Consider the following 26,531-nt stretch of genomic DNA (forward strand, 5'->3'; position numbering starts at 1 on the left):
GGAGACCACCACGGTGTGGGACACCCCAGGGGTGTTGTCCACGAAGTTGGTGATCAACCAGTTCAGGTTCTGTGCCGCCTGGCTCATCGAGCTCAACTATCGCTCCTGCTGGTAAGTGGGGTCGATGTGGTAACTGCCGGTCGCCGGGCCGCTGTTGCCCGCCTGACGACCCTGCTGGATACCGCGTCGGAGGTTGGTCAGCCGGCCGCGGACGTCGTCCGGCGCACGCGAGACCTGAGGACCGGCCTGGGCCTCGGACTGCTGCTGCGCGGTGCCGGCCACGAGGTTCGCCCGCGGGACCCGGCGGGGCAGCCCCGAGGTCGTGATACCGCCGGCGGCGGGCTGGCGCACGCGCTCGGCCTGCCGCATGAGCTCGTCGTTCGGCGAGGACCGCCAGCTGACGGTCGGCATGCTTCCGGTCGCCGCCGGGGCGGGCTCGGCCGCACGCTCCTGACCGCGCTGCTGCGCGGCCGGGGCGGACTGCTGCGGCTGCTGGGGTACGGCCAGTCCGTTCGCGGGAGGCTGCTGCCCCTCCTCGCGGAACCAGTTCGACTCCAGCGTGTCGAAGATCGGGCTGCGGCCGTCGCCGGAGCCGGGCGCCGCGGGCAGTGCCTCGGGCCGGTGGGCCTGCGGCAGCCGGGGAGCCTCGGGACGCGAAGGCGGTACGGGTGCGTAGTCGCCGCCCGGCTGCGGAGCCTGGGGCTGATGAGCGAAGCCGCCGACCCCGGGACCGCCGGGACGCTGCGCCTGGGAACCCGGGCGGGCGAACTGTCCGGTCGAGGACGGGTCCGCGGGTCCGCGCAGCTCCGGACGCTCGTACTGTCCCCCGGACGCGCTGTTGCCGCCGTCCGCCTGGGGCAGCGGGGCGTTGAAGTCCGGACGGGCGAACTCGGCCGTCGAACCCGGGCCCGACAGCTCGTCGTGGCCGCGCGCCTGGTCGGCGCCCCAGCTGGTGGTCTGCGGGCCCGGAAGCTCCGGGCGGGTGGGGGCGGCGCCGGCGCGCGGCGGCAGCTGCGGCCGGGAGCCGCGCGAAGCGGGAGCCGAGGGAGCGGCGCCCTGCTGCGACTGCGGCTGCGGCCGCTCGAAGCCGTTGCCCTGCGGGAAACCGGCCTGACCGGACGTGGTCGGCGCGGAGGGCGCCGACGCCGGACGGGCCTGCGGACCACCGGCGGGACCACCCGCCGGACCACGGCCCGGCAGCGGCGCGCCGGAGCCGAAGGCACCCGGACCGCCCTGGGCGCCCGGACCGGCGGTCGGCGCACCCTGCTGCGGGCGGGCACCGGTGGCACCGGGGCCGCCCTGCTGCTGGGGCCGACCGCCCTGCGGTCCCTGCGGTCCCTGCGGACGCTGCTGACCTGTGGCGCCGTCGCGCCCGGGCAGAGCGGCCCGCTGGGCGCCACCGGCGACCTGGCCGCGCTGCGGGCCCGTGCCCACGGGCGGACGTCCGCCCGCACCGGCCATGGAGGCCTGCCCACCGGGAGCACCCTGGCCGCCCGTCGGGCCGCCCTGGCCACCCGGACCGCCCTGGCCCGCCGTCGGAGCCGGCTTCTTGCCGCCCTGGGCGACGTCCACCGGCAGCATGACGAGGGCCGTCGTACCGCCCGAGTCGGAGGGGCGCAGCTGGATGCGGATGCCGTGTCGCAGGGACAGGCGGCCGACCACGAACAGGCCCATGCGGCGGGAGACGGAGACGTCTACGGTCGGCGGCGAGGCGAGCCGCTCGTTGATCGCGGCGAGGTCCTCGGGGGAGAGGCCGATACCGGTGTCGTGGATCTCGACGAGCACACGGCCGTCGGGCAGCGCGTGACCGGTGACCTTGACCTTGGTCTGCGGGGAGGAGAACGAGGTGGCGTTCTCCAACAGCTCGGCGAGGAGGTGCACGAGGTCGTTGACGACGCGGCCGGCGACATCGGTGCCGGGCACGGAGGACAGTTCGATGCGCTCGTACTGCTCCACCTCGGACGCGGCGGCACGGAGCACGTCGACGAGCGGGACGGGGCGGGTCCACCTGCGGCCCGGCTCCTCGCCCGCGAGGACGAGGAGGTTTTCGCCGTTACGGCGCATGCGGGTCGCGAGGTGGTCGAGCTTGAAGAGCGAGGACAGCTGGTCGGGGTCCGCCTCGCGCGACTCCAGCTCGGAGATGAGCGAGAGCTGGCGCTGGATCAGACCCTGCGAGCGGCGCGAGAGGTTGGTGAACATCGCGTTGACGTTGCCCCGGAGGAGGGCCTGCTCGGCGGCGAGGCGAACGGCCTCGCGATGCACGTCGTCGAAGGCCGCGGCCACCTGGCCGATCTCGTCGCGGGTGTGCAGGCCGACCGACTCCACGGTCGTGTCGACTTCCTGCGGGTCGGACTCGGACAGCTGCTTGACGAGCTCGGGCAGCCGGTCCTGGGCCACGCGCGTCGCGGTGTCCTGCAGGCGGCGCAGCGAGCGGATCATCGAGCGGGCCATGACGAAGGCACCGACGAGGGAGACACCGAGGACGAGGAGGATCAGGGCACCGTTGATGATGGCGTCCTGCTGCGACTCGCTCTTGAGCTCGCGGGCCTTCTGCTCCATCTCCTCGAGCAGGGAGCGCTCGATGCGCGTCATGGTCTGGAGCTTGGTGCCGTCGGCGTCGTACCAGTCCATCCAGGACCGGTTCTTCTCCTTGGCGAACTGCCCCTCGGTGCTCAGGACGCGGCGCGCGTAGTGGTTGGCGGCGCTGATCTCCGAGTTGCCCTCGCCGAGCGCTGCGAGGAGTTCCTCGGGCCGGCCCTGGTAGACGAGCTCGAAGGTCGTCTTCGCCTGTGCCTCGCCCTTGAACGCGGAGAGCGCGTACAGGCGGTCGTTCTCCTTCAGGAGGCCCTGCTCGGTGTTGCTCGCAGGGAGCGAGGCGGCGATGATCGCGCGCTGGATGGAGGCGTACTCCTTGGCGGAGGAGAAGGCCGCGAGGGCGCGCGTGCGCTTGATCATCTCAGGGTTGGAGGTGGCCTGGGCCATGTCCTGGGAGAGCGAGAGCAGTCCGACGATCAGAGAGTTGTACTCGGTGACGGTCTGCTGGGCGCCGCTGGCGTACGCCTTCCTGCGGATGTCCTCGATGCCGGTGAGCTGGCGACCGATCTGCAGGATGTTGTTGCGGATCGACTTGAGGGTCTCGTCCTTGTCCTGCGCGCTGTCGACCTTGTCGGTCGCCGCGGCGAAGGCGGTGACGGCCTGGTCGGTCTGCTCGCGGACGTCCTGTACGAGGCTGTTGGCCTTGCCCGACTTGTCGACCGACAACGGACCCGCGGACTTGTCCCGCTCCTCCTGGAGCATGGCCGCGAGGTTGGTCGCCTGCCGGGTCATCGTCGTCAGGAGCTGCATGTGCTCCATCTGCGAGATGTCGTTCAGCGAGTCGTTGATGCGGAAGCCACCGAGCGTGGTGGCGGCGACGACCGGCAGGGTCAGCAGCGACACCAGTCGCGTGCTGATGCGCCAGTTCTGCATGGCGAGGCGAGAGCCGGACCCACTGGGGGCCTTGGGTATCGCCACGTCCTGCTCGACCGGGCCCGCTTTGGCCCTGGCCTTGACGGACTTCCCGCGGCCCTGCGCCTTCAGCGCGGAGGAGGAGTCGCGGCCTGCGCCTTCGACAGCCGGCCCGCGGTTCTGGGCGTGCTGGGGCGAGGAGCCACGGTCGGTCCCGCCACGCGGCTCCTGCTCGGACGCAGCGTCCCCTCGGCCCTGGCGGGCCTGGGGAGACCCCATTCCATCCCTCTTGAATCGTCCCTGCACTAGCGTCGCAACCTCTGGACCAGGCGTCCCGCCGGGCGACCGGTGGGACGGTGTCGAGTCGTGGGGCACTACCGGCCCCATGGTGGTCGTCGGTGACCGGCGCGTCTCCCTCTCCTTGCCGCCGCGCTCGGCGCTGAGTCGCGCCACCTGCGCGCCGGCTGATTCCCGCGGCGGTCCCGCGAATTCCAGCACAGAGGAGGATCTCCAACAAGGTGCGCGTGTCGGCCCGGAGGGTCCGTGACGGCTTGTGACGGTCGCGCTACAGCACGTGGTTCTGTTTCGGGATGAATCGGACTTACACCGCCCAAACATCGCGCCTGTCAAGGTGTCCCAGTCGAGATGATCAGGAGCGGAATGACGCATTCAGTGGCGCAATGTCCGTTTCGGCATGCGGAGTTGACTGTCCGTTATGCCGCTAATGCCTGGCCGTGGGTGAGCAAACTCACATAGCCGTGGCCATTACTTCCCGGTTCGACGGGGGATTCAGATGTTTAGCCTTGCCTCTTAAAGGGTTGGCGCCAGGGTTGGCGCGTGCCACAACCGACATCCACAGATCAGACCGAGGGCCCCAGACTCAGATGAAGACGACGACGATGTTCCGCAACATAGCCAACCCGCGCCGCACCACCCTCGCGCACCTCAAGGACGCCGAGGAGATGCAGGCCCCGCCGGCGCCGGAGCACGCCGTCGAGCTGCCCACCCAGACCGCCAACCCGCGCCGCACCATCCTGATGGACGCGCCCGTCGCCGCCTCCGCGCTGTAGCCACGCGCACAAGGAGCGCGAAGCGCCCCTGCCCGCCGCGTTAGCCTGGGGACCACAGACTCCAGCCAGCGGAAATACAGAGGGGCAGACGCAACACGTGCGCATCGCCAGGTTCTCGATCGACGGTAACGTCGCGTTCGGCGCGGTCGAGGGCAGCACTGCCCCCGGCGACGCGGGGGAGCTCGTCCTCGACATCATCAAGGGCATCCCGTTCGCGGACTTCGAGCTCTCCGGTACGAAGGTCCCGCTCAGCAAGGTCCGGCTGCTGCCGCCCGTGCTCCCGAACAAGGTCGTGGCCGTCGGTCGCAACTACGCGGAGCACGCGGCGGAGCTCGGCAACGCCATCTTCGACGATCAAGGCCGTCTGGACGCCCCCATCATCTTCTTCAAGCCCTCCACCTCGGTGGTCGGCTCGGGCGACCCGATCACTTACCCCTCCTTCTCCCAGGACCTCCACCACGAGGCGGAGCTCGCCGTGGTCATCGGCCGTATGTGCCGCGAGGTCCCCAAGGAGCGCGTCAAGGACGTCATCCTCGGCTACACCTGCGCCAACGACGTCACCGCGCGCGACGTCCAGCAGCGCGAAAAGCAGTGGGCCCGTGCCAAGGGCTTCGACAGCTCCTGCCCCCTGGGCCCCTGGATCGAGACCGATCTGGACCCGAGCGACCTGACCATCCAGTGCACGGTCAACGGCGAACAGCGCCAGCTCGGCCGCACCAGCGACATGGTCCGCTCCATCGAGGACCTGATCGTCCACATCAGCGAGGCCATGACGCTGCTCCCCGGCGACGTCATCCTCACGGGGACCCCGGCCGGAGTCGGCCCCCTCAACGTCGGCGACGAGGTCGCCGTCACCATCGAAGGCATCGGCACTCTCACCAACAAGGTGATCAAGCGTGGTTAACGGACCCTCCCCCAAGCTCTCGGCTCCGCTCGAGCAGGGGGTACCCCCTCGCGTACGTTTCTGTCCCTCCCCGACCGGCAACCCCCACGTGGGCCTGGTCCGCACCGCCCTCTTCAACTGGGCGTTCGCCCGCCACCACGGCGGTACGTTCGTCTTCCGCATCGAGGACACGGACGCGGCCCGCGACTCCGAGGAGTCGTACGACCAGCTGCTCGACTCGCTGCGCTGGCTCGGCTTCACCTGGGACGAGGGCCCCGAGGTGGGCGGTCCGCACGCCCCGTACCGCCAGTCCCAGCGCATGGACATCTACGCGGACGTCGCGAAGAAGCTGATCGACGGCGGCTACGCGTACAGCTGCTACTGCACCACCGAGGAGCTCGACGCCCGCCGCGCGGCCGCCCGGGCGGCCGGCAAGCCCTCCGGTTACGACGGCCACTGCCGCGAGCTGACCACCGTGCAGGTCGAGGCGTACCAGGGCGAGCACCGCGCCTCCATCGTCCGCTTCCGGATGCCCGACGAGCCGATCACCTTCACCGACCTCGTGCGCGGCGAGCTGACCTTCACCCCGGAGAACGTGCCGGACTTCGGCATCCTCCGGGCCAACGGCGCCCCGCTGTACACGCTGGTCAACCCGGTCGACGACGCGCTCATGGAGATCACCCACGTGCTGCGCGGCGAGGACCTCCTCTCGTCGACCCCGCGCCAGATCGCCCTCTACAAGGCGCTGATCGAACTGGGCGTCGCGCAGCGGATCCCGTCCTTCGGCCACCTGCCGTACGTGATGGGCGAGGGCAACAAGAAGCTCTCCAAGCGCGACCCCGAGTCCTCGCTCAACCTGTACCGCGAGCGCGGCTTCCTCCCCCAGGGCCTGCTGAACTACCTCTCGCTCCTCGGCTGGTCCTTCTCCAAGGACCAGGACGTCTTCTCGATCGAGGAGATGGTGGCGAAGTTCGACATCGACGGGGTGAACGCCAACCCGGCGCGCTTCGACATCAAGAAGGCCGAAGCGATCAACGCCGACCACATCCGCATGCTGGACCCGAAGGACTTCGCGGACGCCTGCGCCCCGTGGCTCCGGGCCCCGCACGCCAACTGGGCGCCCGAGGACTTCGACGCCGAGGCCTGGGCGCGCATCGCGCCGTACGCCCAGACCCGCGTGACCGTCCTGTCGGACATCACGGCCAATGTCGACTTCCTCTTCCTGAAGGAGCCGGTCTTCGACCAGCCCTCCTGGGACAAGGCGATGAAGGGTGAGCCGGCCGCGCTGCTCACGACGGCGCGCGAGAACCTGTCGAGCGCCGACTGGTCGGACCCGGAATCCCTCAAGCAGGCCGTCCTGACCGCCGGCGAGGCTCACGGTCTCAAGCTCGGCAAGGCCCAGGCCCCGGTCCGCGTGGCCGTCACCGGCCGCACGGTCGGCCTGCCGCTCTTCGAGTCCCTTGAGATCCTGGGCAAGGACAGGTCCCTGGCCCGCATCGACGCGGCCCTGGCCAGGCTCACGGCCTGAGGCCTCCCGTACGTCCCGCAGGGGGGCGGCGGCCGGATCCCGGCCGCCGCCCCCCTGCGGCATGTCCGGGGTGCCGGCCGCCGGGCGGCCGCCCGCCCGCCGGCTCCTTCCGCATCACCGCACATGAGAGCCCCGCGGTGTCGTAGCGTCGGAGGCATGCAGATCCGCGCCGTGCTCTGGGACATCGACGACACGCTGTTCGACTACACGGGCGCGGATACGGCCGGGCTCGCGCGGCACCTCGCCCAGGAGGGGCTGGGGGAGCGGTACGCGTCCCCGGGCGCGGCCCTCGCGCTGTGGCGGGAGACCACCGACCGGCACTGGGCGCGCTTCGCCGCCGGTGAGGTCACCTTCCAGGGGCAGCGCCGGGACCGGGTGCGGGACTTCCTCGGGGCGCCCGCGATGACCGACGAGGAGAGCGACACCTGGTTCGACCGGTACGTCGAGCACTACAAGGCCGCTTGGGCGGTGTTCCCCGACGTGGTGCCCGTACTGGACGCCCTGGCGGCCGGCTACCGGCACGGGGTGCTCTCCAACTCCTCCACCGCGAACCAGGACCCCAAACTGCGTCACCTCGGGCTGCGCGAGCGTTTCGAGGTGCTGGTCTGCGCCGCCGAGCTGGGAGTGAGCAAGCCCGAGGCCGCGGCCTTCCTCGCCGCGTGCGAGGCGCTCGGACTGCGTCCGGCAGAGGTGGCGTACGTGGGGGACCAGCCGGAGATCGACGCGCGCGGCGCCCGTGACGCCGGGCTCGTGGCGGTCTGGCTCGACCGTGACGGCGGGCGCGGACCGGGGCCCGACGGCGTGCACCGGATTGCCGGGCTCGACCTGCTCCCGGAGCTGCTGGCACGGGATACCCGTTTTGGAGCACGGTCAGGCATCCGGTAATGTTCTTTCTGCGCCGCCGGAGCGGGCCGAAAGGCCGGACGGAGGCGCCACCCGAATGAAAGCCCTCGCAAGGGTTGACTTTTGGTGGGGTATGGTGTAATTGGCAACACGAGGGTTTCTGGTTCCCTTATTCTAGGTTCGAGTCCTGGTACCCCAGCGCAGTGCAGTAGCAGTGCTTAGCCCCCGTTGTGTAGCGGCCTAGCACGCCGCCCTCTCAAGGCGGTAGCGCCGGTTCGAATCCGGTCGGGGGTACAGATCCTTCCCGCGAGATCTCCTGGGTCGCACCCGGACGTCTTGACGCAGGATCGCTAGGGCCCCCGTTGTGTAGCGGCCTAGCACGCCGCCCTCTCAAGGCGGTAGCGCCGGTTCGAATCCGGTCGGGGGTACGTTGGTCTGGTCTAGACCACTTTGGGCTATAGTGTAATTGGCAACACGAGGGTTTCTGGTTCCCTTATTCTAGGTTCGAGTCCTGGTAGCCCAGCGCAGTAACAGCAGCACCAGCTAGCCCCCGTTGTGTAGCGGCCTAGCACGCCGCCCTCTCAAGGCGGTAGCGCCGGTTCGAATCCGGTCGGGGGTACGCACGGAAGAGGCCTTTCGCGATCATCGCGGAGGGTCTCTTCGCTGTTCCCGGCACAGACGCGGCGGACGCAAGTACGGGCCTGGAGGCGCGTGTTCGGACGTGTGCGGCGTCGTACGCGCCCCCGGACCCGGGGGGAGTGGAGGTGGGTCGGCGGACCGGGAGGGGATCAGCCGGAGCGGCGCAGGGCCTCCGTGAGGCGGGCGGCCGCGTCGATGACGGCCTGGGCGTGCATCCGGCCCGGGTGCCGGGTCAGGCGCTCGATCGGCCCGGAGACCGACACCGAGGCCACCACGCGGTTCGACGGCCCGCGCACCGGAGCCGAGACGGACGCCACGCCGGGCTCCCGCTCGCCGATCGACTGCGCCCAGCCGCGGCGCCGTACGCCCGAGAGCGCGGTCGCCGTGAAGCGCGCACCCTGAAGGCCGCGGTGGAGCCGCTCGGGCTCCTCCCACGCCATCAGGATCTGCGCGGCCGAGCCGGCCTTCATCGGGAGCGTGGAGCCGACCGGGACGGTGTCCCGCAGGCCTGACAGCCGCTCCGCGGCCGCCACGCAGATGCGCATGTCTCCCTGACGGCGGTAGAGCTGCGCGCTCTCCCCCGTCACGTCCCGGAGGTGGGTGAGTACCGGTCCCGCCGTGGCCAGCAGGCGGTCCTCGCCGGCCGCGGCGGCGAGCTCCGCCAGCCGCGGGCCGAGGATGAACCGGCCCTGCATGTCCCTCGCCACCATCCGGTGGTGTTCCAGTGCCACGGCAAGGCGATGTGCCGTGGGTCGTGCGAGCCCTGTCGCCGCGACCAGCCCGGCGAGGGTGGCCGGACCGGACTCCAGTGCGCTCAATACCAGAGCTGCCTTGTCGAGAACGCCGACGCCGCTAGAGTTGTCCATGAAACGATATTCGCGTCTCACACTGTGAAACGCAAGTTCAATTTTTCCAAGAACGAGCGAGTCTGTATGTGCGGGTCCACGAACCACTGGGTCCGAGCCGTCGCCCGGCACGTGGGGTACGGGCGATCAGGCGCACCACATCTCTAAGAAGCGCCGGCACAACCGGCCGGCCGGAGGGAAAGCGATGGGTAGGACACTCGCGGAGAAGGTCTGGGACGACCATGTCGTCCGGCGCGCCGAAGGCGAGCCCGATCTCCTCTTCATCGATCTGCACCTGCTGCACGAGGTGACCAGCCCCCAGGCCTTCGACGGCCTGCGCCAGGCCGGCCGTCCGGTCCGGCGCCTCGACCTCACCATCGCGACCGAGGACCACAACACCCCCACGCTCGACATCGACAAGCCGATCGCGGACCCGGTCTCCCGGGCCCAGCTGGAGACGCTGCGCAAGAACTGCGCCGAGTTCGGCGTGCGCCTGCACTCGCTGGGTGATGTCGAGCAGGGCGTCGTCCACGTCGTGGGACCGCAGCTGGGCCTGACCCAGCCCGGCACCACCGTGGTCTGCGGCGACTCGCACACCTCCACGCACGGCGCCTTCGGCGCGCTGGCCTTCGGCATCGGCACCAGCCAGGTGGAGCACGTGCTGGCCACCCAGACGCTGCCGCTGGCCCGCCCGAAGACGATGGCGATCACCGTCACCGGCGCGCTGGCCGACGACGTCACCGCGAAGGACCTGATCCTGGCGATCATCGCCAAGATCGGCACCGGTGGCGGCCAGGGGTACATCCTGGAGTACCGCGGCGAGGCCATCGAGCGGCTGTCGATGGAAGCCCGCATGACCATCTGCAACATGTCGATCGAGGCCGGCGCCCGCGCGGGCATGATCGCTCCCGACCAGACCACCTTCGACTACCTGCGGGGACGCGACCACGCGCCCGCGGGCGAGGACTGGGACGCGGCGGTCGCGTACTGGAAGACCCTGCGCACCGACGACGACGCGGTCTTCGACGCCGAGGTCGTCATCGACGGCACGACGCTGGCCCCGTTCGTCACCTGGGGCACCAACCCGGGCCAGGGCGCGCCGCTGTCCGCCCGTGTCCCCGACCCGGCTTCGTACGAGGACGCTTCGGAGCGCATGGCCGCCGAAAAGGCCCTGGAGTACATGGGGTTGACCGCCGGGCAGCTGCTGCGCGACATCAAGGTCGACACCGTCTTCGTAGGTTCCTGCACCAATGGCCGCATCGAGGACCTGCGCGCCGTCGCCGGGATCATCGAGGGCCGCAAAGTCGCCGACGGCGTACGGATGCTGGTCGTCCCGGGCTCGGTCCGGGTCGCCCTGCAGGCCGTGGAAGAGGGCCTGGACAAGGTCTTCAAGGAGGCCGGCGCCGAATGGCGGCACGCGGGCTGCTCGATGTGTCTGGGCATGAACCCCGACCAACTCGCGCCCGGTGAGCGCTCCGCGTCCACCTCCAACCGCAACTTCGAGGGCCGGCAGGGCAAGGGCGGGCGTACCCACCTGGTCTCCCCGCAGGTGGCCGCCGCCACCGCGGTGCTGGGCCATCTGGCCTCGCCCGCCGACCTGTCCGACGCCAACGCGACCGCCGGAGTCTGAGAACCATGGAAGCCTTCACCACGCACACCGGCCGGGCCGTCCCGCTGCGCCGCAGCAATGTCGACACCGACCAGATCATCCCGGCCCACTGGCTGAAGAAGATCACTCGCGACGGGTTCGAGGACGGGCTCTTCGAGGCCTGGCGCAAGGACCCGCAGTTCATCACCAACCAGCCCGAGCGGGCCGGCGCGACCGTGCTGGTCGCCGGCCCCGACTTCGGTACCGGCTCCTCGCGCGAGCACGCCGTGTGGGCGCTGCAGAACTTCGGCTTCAAGACGGTCATCTCCTCCCGCTTCGCCGACATCTTCCGGGGGAACTCGCTGAAGAACGGTCTGCTGACCGTCGTGCTGCCCCAGGAGACCGTCGAGCGGCTGTGGCAGCTGACCGAGGCGGATCCTACCGCCGAGATCACGGTCGACCTGGTCGACCGCCAGGTGCGAGCGGAAGGCGTCGTCGCGGAGTTCGAACTCGACGACAACGCCCGCTGGCGACTGCTGGAGGGGCTGGACGACATCTCCATCACCCTTCAGAACGAAGCGGACATCTCCACGTACGAAAGCACCCGCCCGGTCTTCAAGCCGCGCACGATTAGGGTCTGATTCCAGCCTGATCAGCGCTTATTCGCCCTTGAGTGATCACATCGGCAACACCGTGCCCCCCGCCTTCCGGCGGGGGGCACAGGCGTTTGTTGAGGCCCCGTGAGGCGACAACTCGCCCCAGATGGCACAATCTGTGCATGGAACGCGACAGTCAACTCGAGCTCTACGAACTCGTCGCGGACCGGCTGAAAGAAGCACACACACGGGTGCGCTCACTGCAAGTCCCGGAGGGCGTAAGGATGGCGCTGTCCCGGAAGCTGTTGGTCGTCACGGCCGCGGCGAAGCATGATCTCGCCGATGCGGCAAGGCGCCTGGACAGGTTGATGAAGGACCTCGACGAGGGTCGATTCCCTGAAGGCGACTGATGCGAAGGAACTCCGTAACGGCCTACAGCGTTGCGGCACTAGGGTGATTAGCCCGTTTCGTGTTTGATTTGCGGTATATATCCGCCTAACGTGCGAAATAAGCTTGAACACATTCGTTCTGGCGAAGTCTCCGAAGGGGAAGACGTTGAACAAGGCGCAGCTCGTAGAAGCGATTGCCGACAAGCTGGGCGGCCGCCAGCAGGCCGCGGACGCTGTCGACGCGGTACTGGACGCGATCGTCCGCGCGACCGTCGCGGGCGACCGTGTCTCGGTCACGGGCTTCGGCTCGTTCGAGAAGGTCGACCGTCCGGCCCGCTACGCCCGCAACCCGCAGACGGGTGAGCGCGTCCGGGTCAAGAAGACCTCGGTCCCGCGCTTCCGTGCGGGCCAGGGCTTCAAGGACCTGGTCAGCGGCACCAAGAAGCTGCCCAAGGGCGGCGAGGTGTCGGTGAAGAAGGCGCCCAAGGGCAGCCTTTCCGGGCCGCCCCCCACCATCGCGAAGGCGGGCAAGAAGGCCGCCGCGAAGCGGACCACGGCGAAGGCGGCGGCCTCGAAGACCACGGCGGCGAAGAAGACCACCGCCAAGAAGGCCACGCCGGCCGCGAAGAAGACCACGGCCAAGACCGCCACGGCCAAGAAGACCACGCCGGCCGCGAAGACCGCCACGGCCAAGAAGGCGACCCCCGCCAAGAAGGCCACGGCGACCGCCAAGAAGACCGCTCCGGCGGCCAAGAAGGCCACCGCGACGAAGGCGCCCGCCAAGAAGACGGCGACGCGCAAGGCCACCGCGAAGAAGACCACCGCCCGCAGCAAGTAAGGGCACGAGTCACACACGCCGGGCCGGCTTCCCCCCGAGGGGAAGCCGGCCCGCGGTGCTGTCCGCGCCGGCCGGGCCGCCCCGGCCCCTACGTCAGAAGGTCTGCAGGGTCACCAGGGTGATCCGGAGGTCCGCGCCCTCGCCGTCGGTCTCGATCCGCACCCGCTGCCCCGGGCGCAGCATCAGCAGGCCGCCCGCGTCGAACGCCGCGGCCTCGAAGGGCACCGGAGTGCCGTCGTCCAGCAGCACACTGCCGCTGCGGGTCTGGGAGTCGTACGTGTACGCGGTCGCCTGCATACCGGCACTGTATCGGGCCGTGTGAAGGCCGACGCCGAGGGCGAGGGCCGTCCGTAGATCAGCCGCCGTGTCCACGTCCCGGCGCACGCTGTCGACGCCCGACAGCGCGATTTCCACAGCCCCCGACGCCGAATGCCGGGCCCGCGACGGGCCACCGAACGAGGGGGTCAATTCCTCGTCCGGAGCAGCGGAAAGCAGGGTCGTCCCGATTCCCTCCGCGTCCGCCAGAAATGCCCGCGGAAATGCCGAAGCGGTATCGAGCACGCGTAGCAATTCCGGCGGGCGCAGCGCGGGCAGATCCGCGTTCATCGCGGCCACCGCGGCCCGCGGCCGGGCCGTGCGTATCGCCCGCGCCCCGTGGGCCAGCGCCGCGTTGAGTCCGGCGCCCGGGGCGTCCGGCACGATGCGGGCGCCCAGCCGGGCCAGTTCCGTCCCGGCCAGCCCGTCGTCCGTGACGACCACCACATCCGCCACGGAGGCACAGGCCAGCGCCCCGGCGACGGTGTCCTGGGCGAAGGCCAGCGCGAGCCCCGGACGGGACGCGCCCACGGCCCCCGCGAGACGGCTCTTGGCCAGCGCCAGGGGCTTGAGCGGGACCACCAGACTCCAGACGGCGTTCGTGGCCGACCCCTTCCCTCCGGTGCGCCACGGCGCGCTCGCAGCCCGTGACCGGATCGCGGCCGGGCCGTGTGTCGGCCCATTGTCACCTCTGTCCCGGCAGCCCGGGAGTCCCGTGGTGTGAGCGGGGCGTACGGTGTTCTCGACAGAGACCGGGCCTGGAGCCACACTTGTCCGGCCGACGAGGTGCCCACACCGCGCACCGGTCCTAGAGGAAGGTGTCCGAGTGTCCCGCCGCAGAATCGGCTTCTGGTACCGCCTGGCGGCGGTCATCGCGAAACCGCCGCTGGTAGTGCTCTTCAAGCGGGACTGGCGGGGAATGGAGCACATTCCGGCCGAGGGTGGATTTATCACCGCCGTCAATCACAACTCGTATCTGGACCCGCTCTCCTACGCGCACTTCCAGTACAACACCGGCCGGGTGCCCCGATTGCTCGCGAAGGCGGCCCTCTTCAAGGTCCCCATTGTCGGCGCGATCCTGCGCGGCTCCGGACAGATCCCGGTCTACCGGGAGAGCACCAACGCCCTGGACGCATTCCGGGCCGCGGTGGACGCGATCGAGCGCGGTGAATGCGTGGCCTTTTACCCGGAAGGCACCCTCACCCGCGACCCGGACATGTGGCCGATGGCCGGCAAGACCGGCGCCGCCCGTGTCGCATTGATCACCAAGGCACCCGTCATTCCGGTGGCCCAGTGGGGCGCGAACCTCGCGATGCCGCCGTATGCCAGGAGGAACAGGGTCCGGCTCTTCCCGCGCAAGACCCTCCAGGTGCTCGCCGGACCGCCCGTGGACCTCACCGCCTTCTACGACCGGGAACCCACACCGGAAGTGCTCAAGGAGGCCACCGAGGTCATCATGGCGGCCATCACCGGGCTGCTGGAGGAAGTGCGGGGCGAAATCGCGCCCGGGCAGCTGTACGACCATCGCAAGGCCAGAGCGGAACAGCGGCGCAAGGCCGCAGGGGAGGGCATGAAGTGACACGTCCCGTGAAGGCAGCCGTCTACGGAACGGGCTCCTGGGGCACCGCCTTCGGCATGGTGCTCGCCGACGCCGGGTGCGAGGTGACCCTGTGGGGCCGCCGTCAGGAGCTGGTCGACGCCGTCAACACCGGCCGGACCAACCCGGACTACCTGCCCGGAGTGGAACTCCCCGCGAACATCCGCGCCACCACGGACCCGGCCGAGGCTGCGCGCGGCGCCGACTTCACCGTGCTCGCCATCCCCTCCCAGACCCTGCGCGGCAACCTCGCCGAATGGGCGCCCCTGCTGGCCCCCGACACCGTGCTCGTCTCCCTGATGAAGGGCATCGAACTCGGCACAGCGAAGCGGATGAGCGAGGTCATCGAGGAGGTGGCCAAGGTCCCGGCCGACCGCGTCGCCGTCGTCACCGGGCCCAACCTGGCCCGCGAGATCGCCGCCCGGCAGCCCGCGGCCTCCGTGGTCGCCTGCGTGGACGAGGCCGTGGCGCAGCGCCTCCAGGCCGCTTGCCACACCCCGTATTTCCGCCCGTACACCAACACCGACGTCGTCGGCTGCGAACTCGGCGGAGCCGTCAAGAACGTCATCGGCCTCGCCGTCGGCATCGCGGACGGCATGGGACTGGGCGACAACACCAAGGGCTCGCTCATCACCCGCGGCCTCGCCGAAACGACCCGTCTGGGCCTGGCGATGGGAGCCGACGCGCTCACCTTCTCCGGCCTCGCGGGCCTCGGCGACCTGGTCGCCACCTGCTCCTCGCCGCTCTCCCGGAACCACACCTTCGGCACCAACCTCGGCCGCGGGATGACCCTGGAGGAGACCATCGCGGTCACCAAGCAGACCGCCGAGGGAGTCAAGTCCTGCCAGTCCGTGGCCGATCTGGCGCGCCGGTACGGAGTGGACATGCCCATCACGGACACCGTGGTGGACATCGTCCACCACGGCAAGCCGACCCTGGTCGCTCTCAAGGAACTGATGGGACGCAGCGCCAAACCGGAACGCCGCTGACTCCGTTCCGGACGTCTGAGCGGGTACCCTCGTGGCGATATGAGCAGCGAGAACCTCCCCCAGACCCCTGAGCAGCAGGGCCGCAAGCCCCGCGTGGCCGTCGTGTTCGGCGGCCGCAGCTCGGAACACGCCATCTCGGTCGTCACGGCGGGCGCCGTGCTGCGCTCCATCGACCGGTCCAAGTACGAGGTGCTGCCGATCGGCATCACCACGGACGGCCGGTGGGCGCTGACCGCCGACGAGCCGGAGCGGATGGCCATCGCCGACCGCCGGCTTCCGAGCGTCGAGCAGCTCGCCGAGTCCGAGGAAGGCGCCGTCGTCCTCTCGGTCGACCCCGCCAACCGCGAGGTCGTCTACACCGAGCCGGGCGCCGTCCCCAAGGCCCTGGGCGAGGTCGACGTCGTCTTCCCCGTACTGCACGGCCCGTACGGCGAGGACGGCACCCTGCAGGGCCTCCTGGAGCTCTCCGGCATCCCGTACGTCGGCTCCGGTGTCCTCGCCTCGGCCGTCGGCCAGGACAAGGACTACATGAAGCGGGTGTTCACCTCCTTCGGGCTGCGCGTGGGCCCGTACGTGACCATCCGGCCCCGCGAGTGGGAGGCCGACCGGGACGCCGCCCGCGCCCGGATCCTGGACTTCGCCGGTGAGCACGGCTGGCCGCTGTTCATCAAGCCCGCCCGCGCCGGCTCGTCCATCGGCATCACCAAGGTCGACGACGCGTCCGGCCTCGACGACGCCGTCGAGGAAGCCCGCCGCCACGACCCGAAGATCATCGTGGAGGCGCTGCTGCGCGGCCGCGAGATCGAGTGCGGCGTCCTGGAGTTCGAGGACGGGCCGCGAGCGAGCGCGCCCGCCGAGATCCCGCCGGTCTCCAGCCACGACTTCTACGACTTCGAGGCGAAGTACATCGACTCCGCCTCCGGGATCGTGCCCGCCCCGCTCACCCCGGAGCAGACCGCCGAGGTGCAGCGGCTCGCGATCGAGGCCTTCGACGCCGCGTCCTGCGAGGGCCTGGTGCGCGCCGACTTCTTCCTCACCGAGGACGGCACCTTCGTCATCAACGAGATCAACACCATGCCGGGGTTCACGCCGATCTCCATGTACCCGCGGATGTGGCAGGAGTCGGGCATCGAGTACCAGGAGCTGGTGGACCGCCTGATCCAGGCCGCCCTGCGCCGCTCCACCGGGCTGCGCTAGCCGCCGCCGAGGGCCCCGTACAGCCGACCGCCCGCCGCCCGCCCTCACCAGCATGGCCGGCGGGCGGCGGTGTGCGGGGTCAGGGGTGTCGGGTCAGTACGAGGAGATGCCCTCGGGCACCGTCCCGGCCACGGCGGTGGAGAGCCCGACCAGCATCCCCGCATCCGTGGCATGCTCCTTGTCGACCCGGACCTCCGTGTACGCCAGCCGCATCCCGGTGGTGAAGCGGAAACCGCCCCCGGCGTCGGCGGGGAGTTCCTCCAGCAGCCAGGCCACACCGTTGACGTGGACGCCCTCCTGCTTCGGATCCGCCATCTCGGGGGGCTTGGGGATACCGCACCGCAGTACGATCGCCGAGCCGCCCCACGCGGCAGTCAGAGGGGACCGGGGTTCGACCGTGGTCCGCGCCAGGCCGGCCACCGTCTCCGGAAGCTCCGCGTGCAGTGCTGCACAGAGCTCCGCGACGTCGGCGGGCGGCGTGGGCGGCGGATCCACCCGGGCCTCGGCACCGCCCGGGGTACAGCCCGCGAGGGCCAGCAGGGCCATCAGGGCGGGTAGACGCAAGGGCCGGCGGTGGAGGGACATCACCGGCCAAGAGTAGACGGGGCTACAGATGGACCACCGGGCAGGTCAAGGTGCGGGTGATGCCCTCCACCTGCTGGACCTTGGCGACGACCATGCGGCCGAGGTCGTCCACGGTGTCGGCCTGGGCGCGCACGATCACGTCGTACGGGCCGGTCACGTCCTCGGCCTGGATCACCCCCGGGATCTCTGCGATGGACTCGGCGACGAACGACGCCTTGCCCACCTCGGTCTGGATGAGGATGTACGCCTGTACCACGGAACCTCCAAGGCGGCCACGAGGATCATTTCCCCTAACCTTCGGGTGGGCCCTGGCAGATCGGCCGGGCCCGGGGAAGAAGGGACGCCACGGTACCGCGTCACCGAGCGCCGCGGGGAGACCCGCGAGCCCGGCGCCGCGCACGGCGGGGCGTACGGAGAGCAGAAGTTGACGTATCTGTTGACGGTACCCAGAGCTGTGACGGCTCGCGACCGCAAGCGGACTGGGCAAGAAGGGGCACAGCGATGAAGGGCACTGTGGGCGAGCTGGGGGAGTTCGGGCTCATCAGAGAGCTCACCTCACGGCTCACCACCACCCCGGCGGTCCGGCTCGGACCGGGCGACGACGCCGCGGTCGTGTCGGCCCCCGACCGGCGGGTCGTGGCGAGCACCGACATCCTGCTGGAAGGCAGGCACTTCCGGCGCGACTGGTCCACGGCCTACGACGTCGGCCGCAAGGCCGCCGCGCAGAACCTCGCGGACATCGCGGCCATGGGCGCGGTCCCGACCGCGCTGCTCCTGGGCCTGGTCGTTCCGGCCGAGCTGCCGGTCACCTGGCCCACCGAACTGATGGACGGCATCCGCGACGAGTGCCAGGTCGCCGGCGCCGCCGTCGTGGGCGGGGACGTCGTACGCGGGGACACCATCACCGTGGCGATCACCGCCCTCGGCGACCTGCGCAACCACGAGCCCGTCCTGCGCTCCGGCGCCCAGCCCGGCGACGTCGTCGCCGTCACCGGCTGGCTGGGCTGGTCCGCCGCCGGGTTCGCCGTGCTCTCGCGCGGCTTCCGCTCCCCGCGGGCCTTCGTCGAGGCACACCGGCGCCCCGAGCCGCCGTACCACGCGGGCCCCGCCGCCGCCGGACTCGGAGCCACCGCCATGACCGACGTCAGCGACGGTCTGATCGCCGACCTCGGGCACATCGCCGAGGCCAGCAAGGTACGGATCGACCTGCGCTCGGGGGCCGTCGACATCCCGACCCAGATGCACGACATCGGGCAGGCCGTCGGCGTGGACCCGCTGCAGTGGGTGCTCACCGGGGGAGAGGACCACGCGATCGTGGCGACCTTCCCGCCCGACGTGAAACTCCCGGCCCGCTGGAAGGTCATCGGGGAGGTGCTCAACCGGTCCGCGCTGCCCCAGGTGACCGTGGACGGCGCGCCCTGGACGAGCACCGGCGGCTGGGACCACTTCGGGGCCGACCCCGCGGCCGAGGAGACCACGCGATGACGCGGCCGCCGCTGTGCCTGACCGTCGCCGGATCCGACTCCGGCGGTGGCGCGGGCATCCAGGCCGACCTCAAGACCATGCTGGCGCTCGGCGTGCACGGCATGAGCGTGGTCACCGCTGTGACCGCCCAGAACTCACTCGGGGTACGCGGAGCCTGGGAGCTGCCCGCCGAGGCCGTGAGGGCCCAGTACCGGGCCGTGGTGGACGACATCGGCGTGGACGCGGTGAAGACCGGGATGCTGTCCTCCACCGCACTCGTCGAAACGGTCGCGGAGCTGCTGGCCGGCACCCGGGCCCCGGTCGTCGTGGACCCGGTCGGGGTCTCCAAGCACGGGGACGCGCTGCTCGCCGCCTCGGCGCTGGACGCCGTACGCAAGGAGCTGCTGCCGCGGGCCACCGTGGCCACGCCCAACCTCGACGAGGTGGAGCAGCTGACGGGCCTGGTCGTGGAGACCGAGGACGACATGCGGCGGGCCGCCGACGCGATCCTCGGCTACGGGCCGAAGTGGGCGCTGATCAAGGGCGGGCACCTGACGGCCGGGCACGAGGCCGTCGACCTGCTGACCGACGGCGACCGGCACACCTGGCTGCGGGCCCCCCGGAACGGCAACCGGCACACCCACGGCACGGGCTGCACCCTCGCCAGTGCCATCGCCGCCGGACTGGCCAGGGGACGGGACGTGCCGCAGGCCGCCCTGGAGGCCAAGGAGTACGTCACCGGCGCCATCGCGGCCGGCTTCGCGCTCGGCGGCGGCATCGGCCCGGTGGATCACGCCTGGCAGTGGCGCTGAGCTTCCCCCCGGGCCCCGGACAAGGCAAAAGGCCGGTTCACCAGAGGTGAACCGGCCTTCTTGGCAACCGGAAGGGGCTGCGCTACGACGGGAGGCGTCAGCGCGAGACCTTGCCGGCCTTGATGCACGAGGTGCAGGCGTTGAGGCGCTTCGGCGTCCCATTGACCACGGCACGGACGCGCTGGATGTTCGGGTTCCAGCGACGGGACGTACGGCGGTGCGAGTGGGAGATGCTGTTGCCGAAGCTCGGCCCCTTGGCGCAAACGTCGCAGTTGGCAGCCACAGGTCACTCCAAAGACTTCAGATGCACTTACAGTGAAACCCGGCGCACCGGATCAGAGATCTGAAGTGGTTTGCCGGGGGGAAAGTCCCGACTCTCATCGGGCAACCGGAGCAGCATACAACGACTGCCTCGGTCCAAGAAAACTACCATGGCCGCCGCCGCCCCCGCCCCGCGGTCCCGACCCCCCGTCCGTCCTTGGTTACCCTGCGGTGAACCATGGCCCGCACAAGGAGGAACGCCCGGTGCCGCACGAGCCGCAGCCGCACACCCTCGACGCCGAAGCGGTGCGCACCTGGAGCTCGCTGACCGTGGCCGCACTGGGCCGGGCCCGCGAGGACATCGACGCGATCAACGTCTACCCGGTCGCGGACGCGGACACCGGCACCAACCTCTACCTGACCGCCAAATCGGCCGACCGCGCCCTGGAAGAGGCCTTCGGGAAGGCCGGTCCCGGGGTGACCGACGCCATAGCCCGGACCCCCGTGGCCGATACCTCCCTGGCGCGGGCCGTACGGGCCTACGCGCACGGCGCGCTGATTGGGGCCCGCGGGAACTCCGGGACGATCCTGGCGCAGTTGCTGCGCGGAGTGGCCGACGTACTGGGCGACGAGCCCGGGGGGCGGGGGCCCGGCCGGCTGCTGGCCCAGGCGCTGACCCGGGCCGCGGAGGAGGCGTACACGGCCGTCGCGCACCCGGTGGAGGGCACCATGCTCACCGTCGCCGCGGCCGCGGCCCGGGCCGGTGAGGCGGCGCAGGCCCAGGCCGGGACCGCCGCGGACGTGGCCCGGGCCGCCTACGACGGCGCCCGCGCCGCCCTGGCCGAGACCCCCGGGCAGCTGGCCGCGCTGCGCCGGGCCGGGGTGGTCGACGCGGGGGGCTGCGGGCTGGTCGCCGTACTGGGCGCCCTGTGGCAGGCGCTGTCCGGCCAGGAGCCCGCCGCCGAACCGGTGCGCGGCCGGGCCGTACCCGTACCGCAGCTGCCAGAGCCCTGTGCGCAGGAGCCGGAGGGACCGGCGTACGAGGTGATCTACCTGCTGGAGGCCTCCGAGGCGCAGGTCGGGGAACTGCGCGCACGGCTCGACGCGCTCGGTGACTCCCTCGTCGTCGTCGGCGGCGACGGGCTGTGGAACGTCCACGTCCACGTCGACGACCCCGGAGCCGCAGTGGAGGCCGGGGTGGTGGCCGGCCGGCCGTACCGGATCCGGATCACCCACTTCGGCGACGAGCGGCGCCGGGCGCGGGGCGAGCGCGCCCAGCGCGCCGTGGTCGCCGTGGTCCCGGGCGAGGGACTGGCCGTGCTGTGCGGCGAAGCGGGCGCGACCACCGTGCTCGCGCGGCCCGGGGACGTACCGGCCGTCTCCGAACTGGTCGCAGCCATCCGGCGCGCGCACGCCCGCGAGGTGGTGCTGCTGCCGGGCGGCACCGAGCTGCGCGCGGTCGCGGCCGCGGCGGCCGAGCAGGCCCGCGCCGACGGCGTACGGGTGGCCGTGATCCCCACCCGGTCCGCGGTCCAGGGCCTGGCTGCCCTCGCCGTGCACGACGGTGACGCCAGCTTCGACGAGGACGTGGTCGCCATGACCTCGGCGGCCGGGGCCACCCGGTACGGCGAACTGGCCGTCGCCGAACGGCAGTCCTTCACCTCCGCCGGCATCTGCCAGGCCGGCGACGTGCTCGGGCTCATCGACGGCGACGTCGCCGTCATCGGCACCGGCCTGCCCGAGACCGCGGAGGCCGTCCTGGAACGGATGCTCGGCTCCGGCGGTGAACTCGTCACCCTGGTCCTGGGACCCGAGGTGCCGGACGCCCTCGCGGAGCGCCTGGAGGCGTACGTCCAGCACGGGCACCTGGCGGTGGACACCGTCACCTACCGGGGTGGGCGGTACTCGGCGCCGCTGCTCATCGGCGTCGAATAGTCGAATAGCCGGCCCTCGTCCGCAGCGCCCTCGTCCGCAGGGCGTATGCCCCGGTTGTCGGTGCCATGGTGTGCAATGGAAAACGTGCCCGCGCTCGACGAAGACCTCAAGAAGACGCTCGGACCCGCCACCGCGAAGGTGCTGGCCGAGCAGCTCGGCCTGCATACGGCCCTGGACCTGCTCCACCACTACCCCCGGCGGTACGCCGAGCGCGGCGAGCTGACCCCCCTCGCCGGACTCGCCGACCAGATCGACGAGCACGTGACCGTCGTCGCCCAGGTCGCCGACGCCCGGATCCTGACCTTCAACGGCGGCCGCGGCAAGCGCCTGGAGGTCACCATCACCGACGGCAGCGGGCGGCTCCAGCTCGTCTTCTTCGGCGCGGGCGTCCACAAGCCGCACAAGGACCTGCTGCCCGGCAGCCGCGCGATGTTCGCGGGCAAGGTCTCGATGTTCAACCGCAAGCTCCAGCTGGCCCACCCCGCGTACGAGCCGCTCGGCACGGAAGCGGACGACGGCGGCGCGGACGCGGCGGCCGCCTTCGCCAACCAGCTCATCCCGATCTATCCGGCCTGCAAGCAGCTGGAGTCCTGGAAGATCTCCAAGGCGGTCGACGCGGTGCTGCCCGGCGTCCGGGAAGCCGTGGACCCGCTGCCTCCCTCCCTGCGCGAGGGCCGCGGGCTGATCCCGCTCACCGAGGCACTGGTGAAGATCCACCGGCCGGCCACCAAGGCCGACGTCGACGACGCCCGCCAGCGCCTGAAATGGGACGAGGCCTTCGTCCTCCAGGTCGCCCTGGCCCGCCGCCGCCACGCCGACTCCCAGCTCCCGGCCGTCCCCCGCCGCCCGGCGCCCGGCGGTCTGCTCGACTCCTTCGACGCCAAGCTGCCCTTCACCCTCACCGAGGGCCAGCGAAGCGTCTCGAAGGAGATCTTCGACGACCTGGCCACCAGCCACCCCATGCACCGCCTCCTCCAGGGCGAGGTCGGCAGCGGCAAGACGTTGGTCGCGCTGCGGGCGATGCTCGCCGTCGTCGACTCCGGGGGGCAGGCCGCGATGCTCGCGCCCACCGAGGTGCTCGCCCAGCAGCACCACCGCTCCATCACCGAGATGATGGGCGAGCTGGCCGAGGCGGGGATGCTCGGCGGCTCCGACCGGGGAACCAAGGTGGTGCTGCTCACCGGCTCGATGGGGGTGCCCGCGCGCCGGCAGGCGCTGCTCGACCTGGTCACCGGTGAGGCCGGGATCGTGATCGGCACGCACGCGCTGATCGAGGACAAGGTGCAGTTCCACGACCTCGGTCTGGTCGTGGTCGACGAACAGCACCGCTTCGGGGTGGAGCAGCGCGACGCGTTGCGGTCCAAGGGGAAGCAGCCCCCGCACCTGCTGGTGATGACCGCGACCCCGATCCCGCGCACGGTGGCGATGACCGTCTTCGGCGACCTGGAGACCTCCGTCCTGGACCAACTGCCTGCCGGGCGCTCGCCGATCGCCACCCATGTGGTGCCCGCCAAGGACAAGCCGCACTTCCTGAGCCGGGCCTGGGAACGGGTCCGCGAGGAGGTCGAGAAGGGCCACCAGGCGTATGTGGTCTGCCCGCGCATCGGCGACTCCCTCGACGAGGCGGCCGACGCCAAGAAGAAGAAGGCCGCCGAGGAGGAGGGCGACAAGCGCCCGCCGCTGGCCGTCCTGGACATCGCCGAGCAGCTGACGCGCGGCCCCCTGGCCGGACTGTCGGTCGAGGTGCTCCACGGCCGGATGGACCCGGCCGACAAGGACGACGTCATGCGGCGGTTCGCCGCGGGCGAGGTCAAGGTGCTGGTCGCCACGACCGTCATCGAGGTCGGTGTGAACGTGCCGAACTCCACCGTCATGGTGATCATGGACGCGGACCGGTTCGGCGTCTCCCAGCTGCACCAGCTGCGCGGCCGCGTCGGCCGCGGCTCCGCGCCGGGCCTGTGCCTGCTCGTCAGCGAGATGCACGAGGCGAGCCCCGCCCGTGCCCGCCTCGCCGCCGTCGCCGCCACCCTCGACGGATTCGAGCTCTCCCGGATCGACCTGGAGCAGCGCCGCGAGGGCGATGTCCTGGGCCAGGCCCAGTCGGGCGTGCGCTCCTCGCTGCGGATGCTCGCCGTCATCGAGGACGAGGAGGTCATCGCCCAGGCCCGGGAGGAGGCCACCCGCGTCGTGGCCGAGGACCCCGGGCTGGAGCGGCTGCCCGGCCTGAGGACCGCGCTGGACGCCCTCCTGGACACCGAGCGGGAGCAGTACCTGGAGAAGGGCTGAGCGGCACGACCTATCGTTGAAGCTCCGCGGGAGAACCGCGGGCCCCCGACCGCCGTACCGAAGGACCCCAGATGACCCGCGTGATCGCCGGCAGCGCCGGCGGGCGACGGCTGGCCGTGCCCCCCGGCACCGGCACCCGGCCGACCTCGGACCGGATGCGCGAAGGCCTCTTCTCGACCTGGGAGTCGCTCCACGGCGTCGAAGGGGCCCGGGTGCTCGATCTGTACGGGGGCTCCGGCGCCGTCGGCCTGGAAGCACTCTCCCGCGGCGCCGCCCACGCCCTGCTGGTCGAGGCCGACGCCAAGGCCGCCAAGGCCATCCGGGACAACATCCGGACGCTGGGCCTGCCGGGCGCCGAGTTCCGGGCGGGCAAAGCGGAGCAGATCGCGGCGACCCGGGCGGGCGGGGAGCCGTACGACATCGTCTTCCTGGACCCGCCGTACGCCGTCGACCATGACGATCTCCGGGAGATCCTCCTCACACTCCGGTCCAATGGCTGGCTCACGGACGACGCGCTCGTCACCGTGGAGCGCAGTACCAGGAGCGGCGCCTTCCCGTGGCCCGAAGGGTTCGAACCGCTCCGGTCCCGGAAGTACGGCGAGGGCACCCTTTGGTACGGTCGCGCCGCCTTCACCAGCGAAGATTCATGATGCCCGCACCGGAGAGCGAGGAACATCAGTTGCGCCGCGCCGTCTGTCCGGGGTCGTTCGACCCCATCACCAACGGACACCTCGACATCATCGGCCGAGCCTCCCGGCTCTACGACGTGGTCCACGTCGCCGTGATGATCAACCAGTCCAAGCAGGGACTGTTCACCGTCGAGGAGCGGATCGAGCTGATCCGCGAGGCGACCGCCGACTACGGGAACGTGGAGGTCGAGTCCTTCCACGGCCTGCTCGTCGACTTCTGCAAGCAGCGGGACATCCCGGCCATCGTCAAGGGCCTGCGCGCCGTCAGCGACTTCGACTACGAGCTCCAGATGGCCCAGATGAACATGGGCCTGTCGGGCGTCGAGACGCTGTTCGTCCCGACCAACCCCACGTACAGCTTCCTGTCCTCCTCGCTGGTCAAGGAGGTCGCGGCGTGGGGCGGCGACGTCGCCCACCTGTTGCCGGCGCACGTGCACACGGCGCTGCTGGCACGACTGCGCGACCGCTGACCGCCTGACGCCCCCTCAGTCAGTGTCGGGGGTCCGCCCGGTGGCCTTACAGTCGTCCCGTCCGTCTCAGGAACCGCCTGAGGCCGAGAGAGTGCGAGCCCCCATGGACGTGCAGAAGAAGCTCGACGAGATCGTCGCGGCCGTCGGCGGCGCCCGGTCCATGCCCATGTCGGCCTCCTGTGTGATCAACCGCGCCGAGCTGCTCGCCCAGCTCGAAGAGGTGCGGAGCGCGCTCCCCGGCTCGCTCGCACAGGCGCAGGAGCTCATCGGCGGCCGCGAGCAGCTGGTCGAGGAGGCCCGCCGGGAGGCGGAGCGGATCATCGAGTCCGCCCACCACCAGCGGGGCTCGCTGATCTCCGACACCGAGGTCGCCCGCCGTTCCCAGGCCGAGGCGGACCGGATCCTGGAGGAGGCCCGCCGCGAGGCCGAGGAGATCCGGGCCGAGGCCGACGACTACGTCGACAGCAAGCTCGCCAACTTCGAGGTCGTGCTCACCAAGACCATCGGTTCCGTGGACCGGGGCCGGGAGAAGCTCCTGGGCCGCGGCCCGGCCCTGGACGAGCAGGGCTACCCGGACCCGGAGGCACCCGAGCGCAGCCTCGACCCCGAGACGCAGCGGCGCCAGGCGGACGCCTACGTGGACACCAAGCTGGCGACCTTCGAGGCGGTGCTCGCGAAGACCCTGGAGGCGGTGGGCCGGGGCCGGCAGAAGCTGCTCGGCCGGGGCCCGTCCGACGACCTCGGCCTCCACATGGCCGCCCAGGACGCGGCAGGCGCGCAGTCGTCCCGCTCGGCGAGCGACGCGGACTTCCTGGCGGGCCTGGCCGAACCGGCGGCCGCGCCGGTGGCGGCGCCGGTCCCCGCGCAGGACCGGCCGGAACCGGCGTACGACGCGTACTCCTACCAGCAGCCCGCCGCCCAGCAGCAGGACGCGTACCCCGGCGCGAGCACCGGCTCCACCGGAGCGGCCTACGGCGCGCCCTACGTCGACCCGTACGGGGGCTACCAGCAGCAGCCCGACCCCTACGCCGCGTATCAGCAGCAGCCGCCGTCCGACCCCTATGCCGGCGCGGGCACCGGCTCCGCCGCAGCGGCCTACGCCCCGCACTATGACGCGCAGCAGCCGCAGGCCCAGCACGGCCGGCAGGCGCAGCAGCCCGCGCTCGACGAGACCAGCCTCTTCGACACGAGCATGATCAACCTGGATCAGCTGCGCCAGTACGAACAGGGGCGCTAGGACCGATTGGGCGCAGAGCGCGGCGGCG

23 protein-coding genes, 5 tRNA genes and 2 pseudogenes are annotated in these 26,531 nt (G+C 71.2%); 23 read left to right on the forward strand and 7 right to left on the reverse strand.

Annotated features, from left to right (window positions below; genetic code table 11):
* Together ABZX75_RS30025 and ABZX75_RS30030 are read right to left on the reverse strand one after the other, a co-directional pair.
* Positions 1–96, reverse strand: a pseudogene (locus ABZX75_RS30025) (roadblock/LC7 domain-containing protein); the annotation flags it as partial.
* Entirely contained in the window at positions 97–3,726 is a 3,630-nt protein-coding gene (locus tag ABZX75_RS30030) for a nitrate- and nitrite sensing domain-containing protein (protein WP_355416023.1), read from the reverse strand.
* Positions 3,727–4,331: 605 nt separating this feature from the next.
* Here ABZX75_RS30030 and ABZX75_RS30035 point away from each other — a divergent pair.
* The 9 genes from ABZX75_RS30035 to ABZX75_RS30075 all read left to right on the forward strand — a co-directional run bounded on the left by ABZX75_RS30035 (position 4,332) and on the right by ABZX75_RS30075 (position 8,390).
* Positions 4,332–4,517 (forward strand): hypothetical protein, encoded by a 186-nt coding sequence (locus ABZX75_RS30035; protein WP_355416025.1) that lies wholly within the window; start codon positions 4,332–4,334, stop codon positions 4,515–4,517.
* A 97-nt stretch (positions 4,518–4,614) separates the two neighbouring features.
* Positions 4,615–5,421, forward strand: coding sequence for a fumarylacetoacetate hydrolase family protein (locus ABZX75_RS30040; protein ID WP_355416027.1), 807 nt, complete (start codon positions 4,615–4,617; stop codon positions 5,419–5,421).
* The gene (gene gltX, locus ABZX75_RS30045) at positions 5,414–6,928 is read left to right on the forward strand and encodes a glutamate--tRNA ligase (RefSeq protein ID WP_355416029.1); all 1,515 of its coding nucleotides are present in this window, start codon (positions 5,414–5,416) and stop codon (positions 6,926–6,928) included. Before ABZX75_RS30040 ends, gltX begins: the two co-directional genes overlap by 8 nt.
* Positions 6,929–7,084: 156 nt before the next feature.
* Positions 7,085–7,813 (forward strand): HAD family hydrolase, encoded by a 729-nt coding sequence (locus ABZX75_RS30050; protein WP_355416031.1) that lies wholly within the window; start codon positions 7,085–7,087, stop codon positions 7,811–7,813.
* 85 nt (positions 7,814–7,898) lie between these two features.
* Positions 7,899–7,970: transfer RNA gene (locus ABZX75_RS30055), tRNA-Gln, on the forward strand.
* Positions 7,971–7,992: 22 nt separating this feature from the next.
* Positions 7,993–8,065 (forward strand) — tRNA-Glu (locus ABZX75_RS30060).
* Positions 8,066–8,126: 61 nt separating this feature from the next.
* Positions 8,127–8,199: transfer RNA gene (locus tag ABZX75_RS30065), tRNA-Glu, on the forward strand.
* Positions 8,200–8,222: 23 nt separating this feature from the next.
* Positions 8,223–8,294 (forward strand) — tRNA-Gln (locus ABZX75_RS30070).
* Positions 8,295–8,317: 23 nt separating this feature from the next.
* Positions 8,318–8,390 (forward strand) — tRNA-Glu (locus ABZX75_RS30075).
* Positions 8,391–8,559: 169 nt separating this feature from the next.
* Here ABZX75_RS30075 and ndgR read toward each other — a convergent pair.
* A complete protein-coding gene (gene ndgR / locus ABZX75_RS30080; RefSeq protein WP_007266782.1) occupies positions 8,560–9,276 on the reverse strand; it encodes an IclR family transcriptional regulator NdgR in 717 nt (238 codons plus the stop codon).
* A 184-nt stretch (positions 9,277–9,460) separates the two neighbouring features.
* Between ndgR and leuC the strand changes: the two genes are divergently transcribed.
* From leuC to ABZX75_RS30100, 4 genes are all read left to right on the forward strand, one after another.
* Positions 9,461–10,885, forward strand: a complete 1,425-nt coding sequence (gene leuC, locus ABZX75_RS30085; protein WP_355416033.1) for a 3-isopropylmalate dehydratase large subunit — start codon at positions 9,461–9,463, stop codon at positions 10,883–10,885.
* A 5-nt stretch (positions 10,886–10,890) separates the two neighbouring features.
* Complete coding sequence (gene leuD, locus ABZX75_RS30090; protein ID WP_355416035.1) at positions 10,891–11,484, forward strand: 3-isopropylmalate dehydratase small subunit; 594 nt, start codon at positions 10,891–10,893, stop codon at positions 11,482–11,484.
* Between the two features lie 137 nt (positions 11,485–11,621).
* Positions 11,622–11,849: a hypothetical protein gene (locus tag ABZX75_RS30095; protein ID WP_030009267.1), complete on the forward strand. Its 228-nt coding sequence runs from the start codon at positions 11,622–11,624 to the stop codon at positions 11,847–11,849.
* Between the two features lie 145 nt (positions 11,850–11,994).
* Positions 11,995–12,666, forward strand: coding sequence for an HU family DNA-binding protein (locus ABZX75_RS30100; protein WP_355416037.1), 672 nt, complete (start codon positions 11,995–11,997; stop codon positions 12,664–12,666).
* A gap of 300 nt (positions 12,667–12,966) precedes the next feature.
* Here ABZX75_RS30100 and cofC read toward each other — a convergent pair.
* A pseudogene (cofC, locus tag ABZX75_RS30105) lies at positions 12,967–13,566 on the reverse strand (2-phospho-L-lactate guanylyltransferase); the annotation flags it as partial.
* 241 nt (positions 13,567–13,807) lie between these two features.
* On the opposite strand from cofC, the gene ABZX75_RS30110 reads away from it, so the two are divergent.
* The 3 genes from ABZX75_RS30110 to ABZX75_RS30120 are packed head-to-tail and all read left to right on the forward strand — an operon-like array spanning position 13,808 to position 16,764.
* Positions 13,808–14,560 carry a lysophospholipid acyltransferase family protein gene (locus ABZX75_RS30110; RefSeq protein WP_355416039.1) on the forward strand — a complete coding sequence of 251 codons (753 nt, stop codon included), beginning with the start codon at positions 13,808–13,810 and terminating at the stop codon, positions 14,558–14,560.
* Positions 14,557–15,567, forward strand: a complete 1,011-nt coding sequence (locus tag ABZX75_RS30115; RefSeq protein ID WP_355416041.1) for an NAD(P)H-dependent glycerol-3-phosphate dehydrogenase — start codon at positions 14,557–14,559, stop codon at positions 15,565–15,567. The genes ABZX75_RS30110 and ABZX75_RS30115 overlap by 4 nt, the downstream gene beginning before the upstream one ends.
* 39 nt (positions 15,568–15,606) lie before the next feature.
* Positions 15,607–16,764: a D-alanine--D-alanine ligase family protein gene (locus ABZX75_RS30120; RefSeq protein ID WP_355416043.1), complete on the forward strand. Its 1,158-nt coding sequence runs from the start codon at positions 15,607–15,609 to the stop codon at positions 16,762–16,764.
* Positions 16,765–16,857: 93 nt separating this feature from the next.
* Here the strand turns inward: ABZX75_RS30120 and ABZX75_RS30125 are convergent, their stop codons facing one another.
* Positions 16,858–17,349, reverse strand: coding sequence for a DUF3515 domain-containing protein (locus ABZX75_RS30125; protein ID WP_355416045.1), 492 nt, complete (start codon positions 17,347–17,349; stop codon positions 16,858–16,860).
* A gap of 22 nt (positions 17,350–17,371) precedes the next feature.
* Entirely contained in the window at positions 17,372–17,605 is a 234-nt protein-coding gene (locus ABZX75_RS30130) for an Lrp/AsnC ligand binding domain-containing protein (RefSeq protein WP_355416047.1), read from the reverse strand.
* A 245-nt stretch (positions 17,606–17,850) separates the two neighbouring features.
* Here ABZX75_RS30130 and ABZX75_RS30135 point away from each other — a divergent pair, with 245 nt between their 5' ends.
* Entirely contained in the window at positions 17,851–18,834 is a 984-nt protein-coding gene (locus tag ABZX75_RS30135) for a thiamine-phosphate kinase (protein WP_355416049.1), read from the forward strand.
* Positions 18,831–19,625: a bifunctional hydroxymethylpyrimidine kinase/phosphomethylpyrimidine kinase gene (gene thiD / locus ABZX75_RS30140; RefSeq protein ID WP_355416051.1), complete on the forward strand. Its 795-nt coding sequence runs from the start codon at positions 18,831–18,833 to the stop codon at positions 19,623–19,625. The genes ABZX75_RS30135 and thiD overlap by 4 nt, the downstream gene beginning before the upstream one ends.
* A gap of 97 nt (positions 19,626–19,722) precedes the next feature.
* Here the strand turns inward: thiD and rpmB are convergent, their stop codons facing one another.
* On the reverse strand, positions 19,723–19,908 hold the full coding sequence (gene rpmB / locus ABZX75_RS30145) for a 50S ribosomal protein L28 (protein ID WP_073911113.1): 186 nt from the start codon (positions 19,906–19,908) through the stop codon (positions 19,723–19,725).
* Between the two features lie 242 nt (positions 19,909–20,150).
* Here rpmB and ABZX75_RS30150 point away from each other — a divergent pair, with 242 nt between their 5' ends.
* The 5 genes from ABZX75_RS30150 (at position 20,151) to ABZX75_RS30170 (ending at position 26,503) form a co-directional block, all read left to right on the forward strand.
* A complete protein-coding gene (locus ABZX75_RS30150) occupies positions 20,151–21,821 on the forward strand; it encodes a DAK2 domain-containing protein (protein ID WP_355416053.1) in 1,671 nt (556 codons plus the stop codon).
* Positions 21,822–21,896: 75 nt separating this feature from the next.
* Positions 21,897–24,107: an ATP-dependent DNA helicase RecG gene (gene recG, locus ABZX75_RS30155; RefSeq protein ID WP_355416055.1), complete on the forward strand. Its 2,211-nt coding sequence runs from the start codon at positions 21,897–21,899 to the stop codon at positions 24,105–24,107.
* Positions 24,108–24,178: 71 nt separating this feature from the next.
* Positions 24,179–24,757: a 16S rRNA (guanine(966)-N(2))-methyltransferase RsmD gene (rsmD, locus tag ABZX75_RS30160; RefSeq protein WP_355416057.1), complete on the forward strand. Its 579-nt coding sequence runs from the start codon at positions 24,179–24,181 to the stop codon at positions 24,755–24,757.
* A gap of 29 nt (positions 24,758–24,786) precedes the next feature.
* Complete coding sequence (gene coaD / locus ABZX75_RS30165) at positions 24,787–25,266, forward strand: pantetheine-phosphate adenylyltransferase (protein ID WP_355416099.1); 480 nt, start codon at positions 24,787–24,789, stop codon at positions 25,264–25,266.
* 103 nt (positions 25,267–25,369) lie between these two features.
* Positions 25,370–26,503: a cell division initiation protein gene (locus tag ABZX75_RS30170; RefSeq protein WP_355416059.1), complete on the forward strand. Its 1,134-nt coding sequence runs from the start codon at positions 25,370–25,372 to the stop codon at positions 26,501–26,503.
* The last annotated feature ends 28 nt before the right edge of the window (positions 26,504–26,531 follow it).

Origin of the sequence: Streptomyces sp. NPDC003038 (genome assembly GCF_040611115.1) — a bacterium.
Classification (GTDB): domain Bacteria; phylum Actinomycetota; class Actinomycetes; order Streptomycetales; family Streptomycetaceae; genus Streptomyces.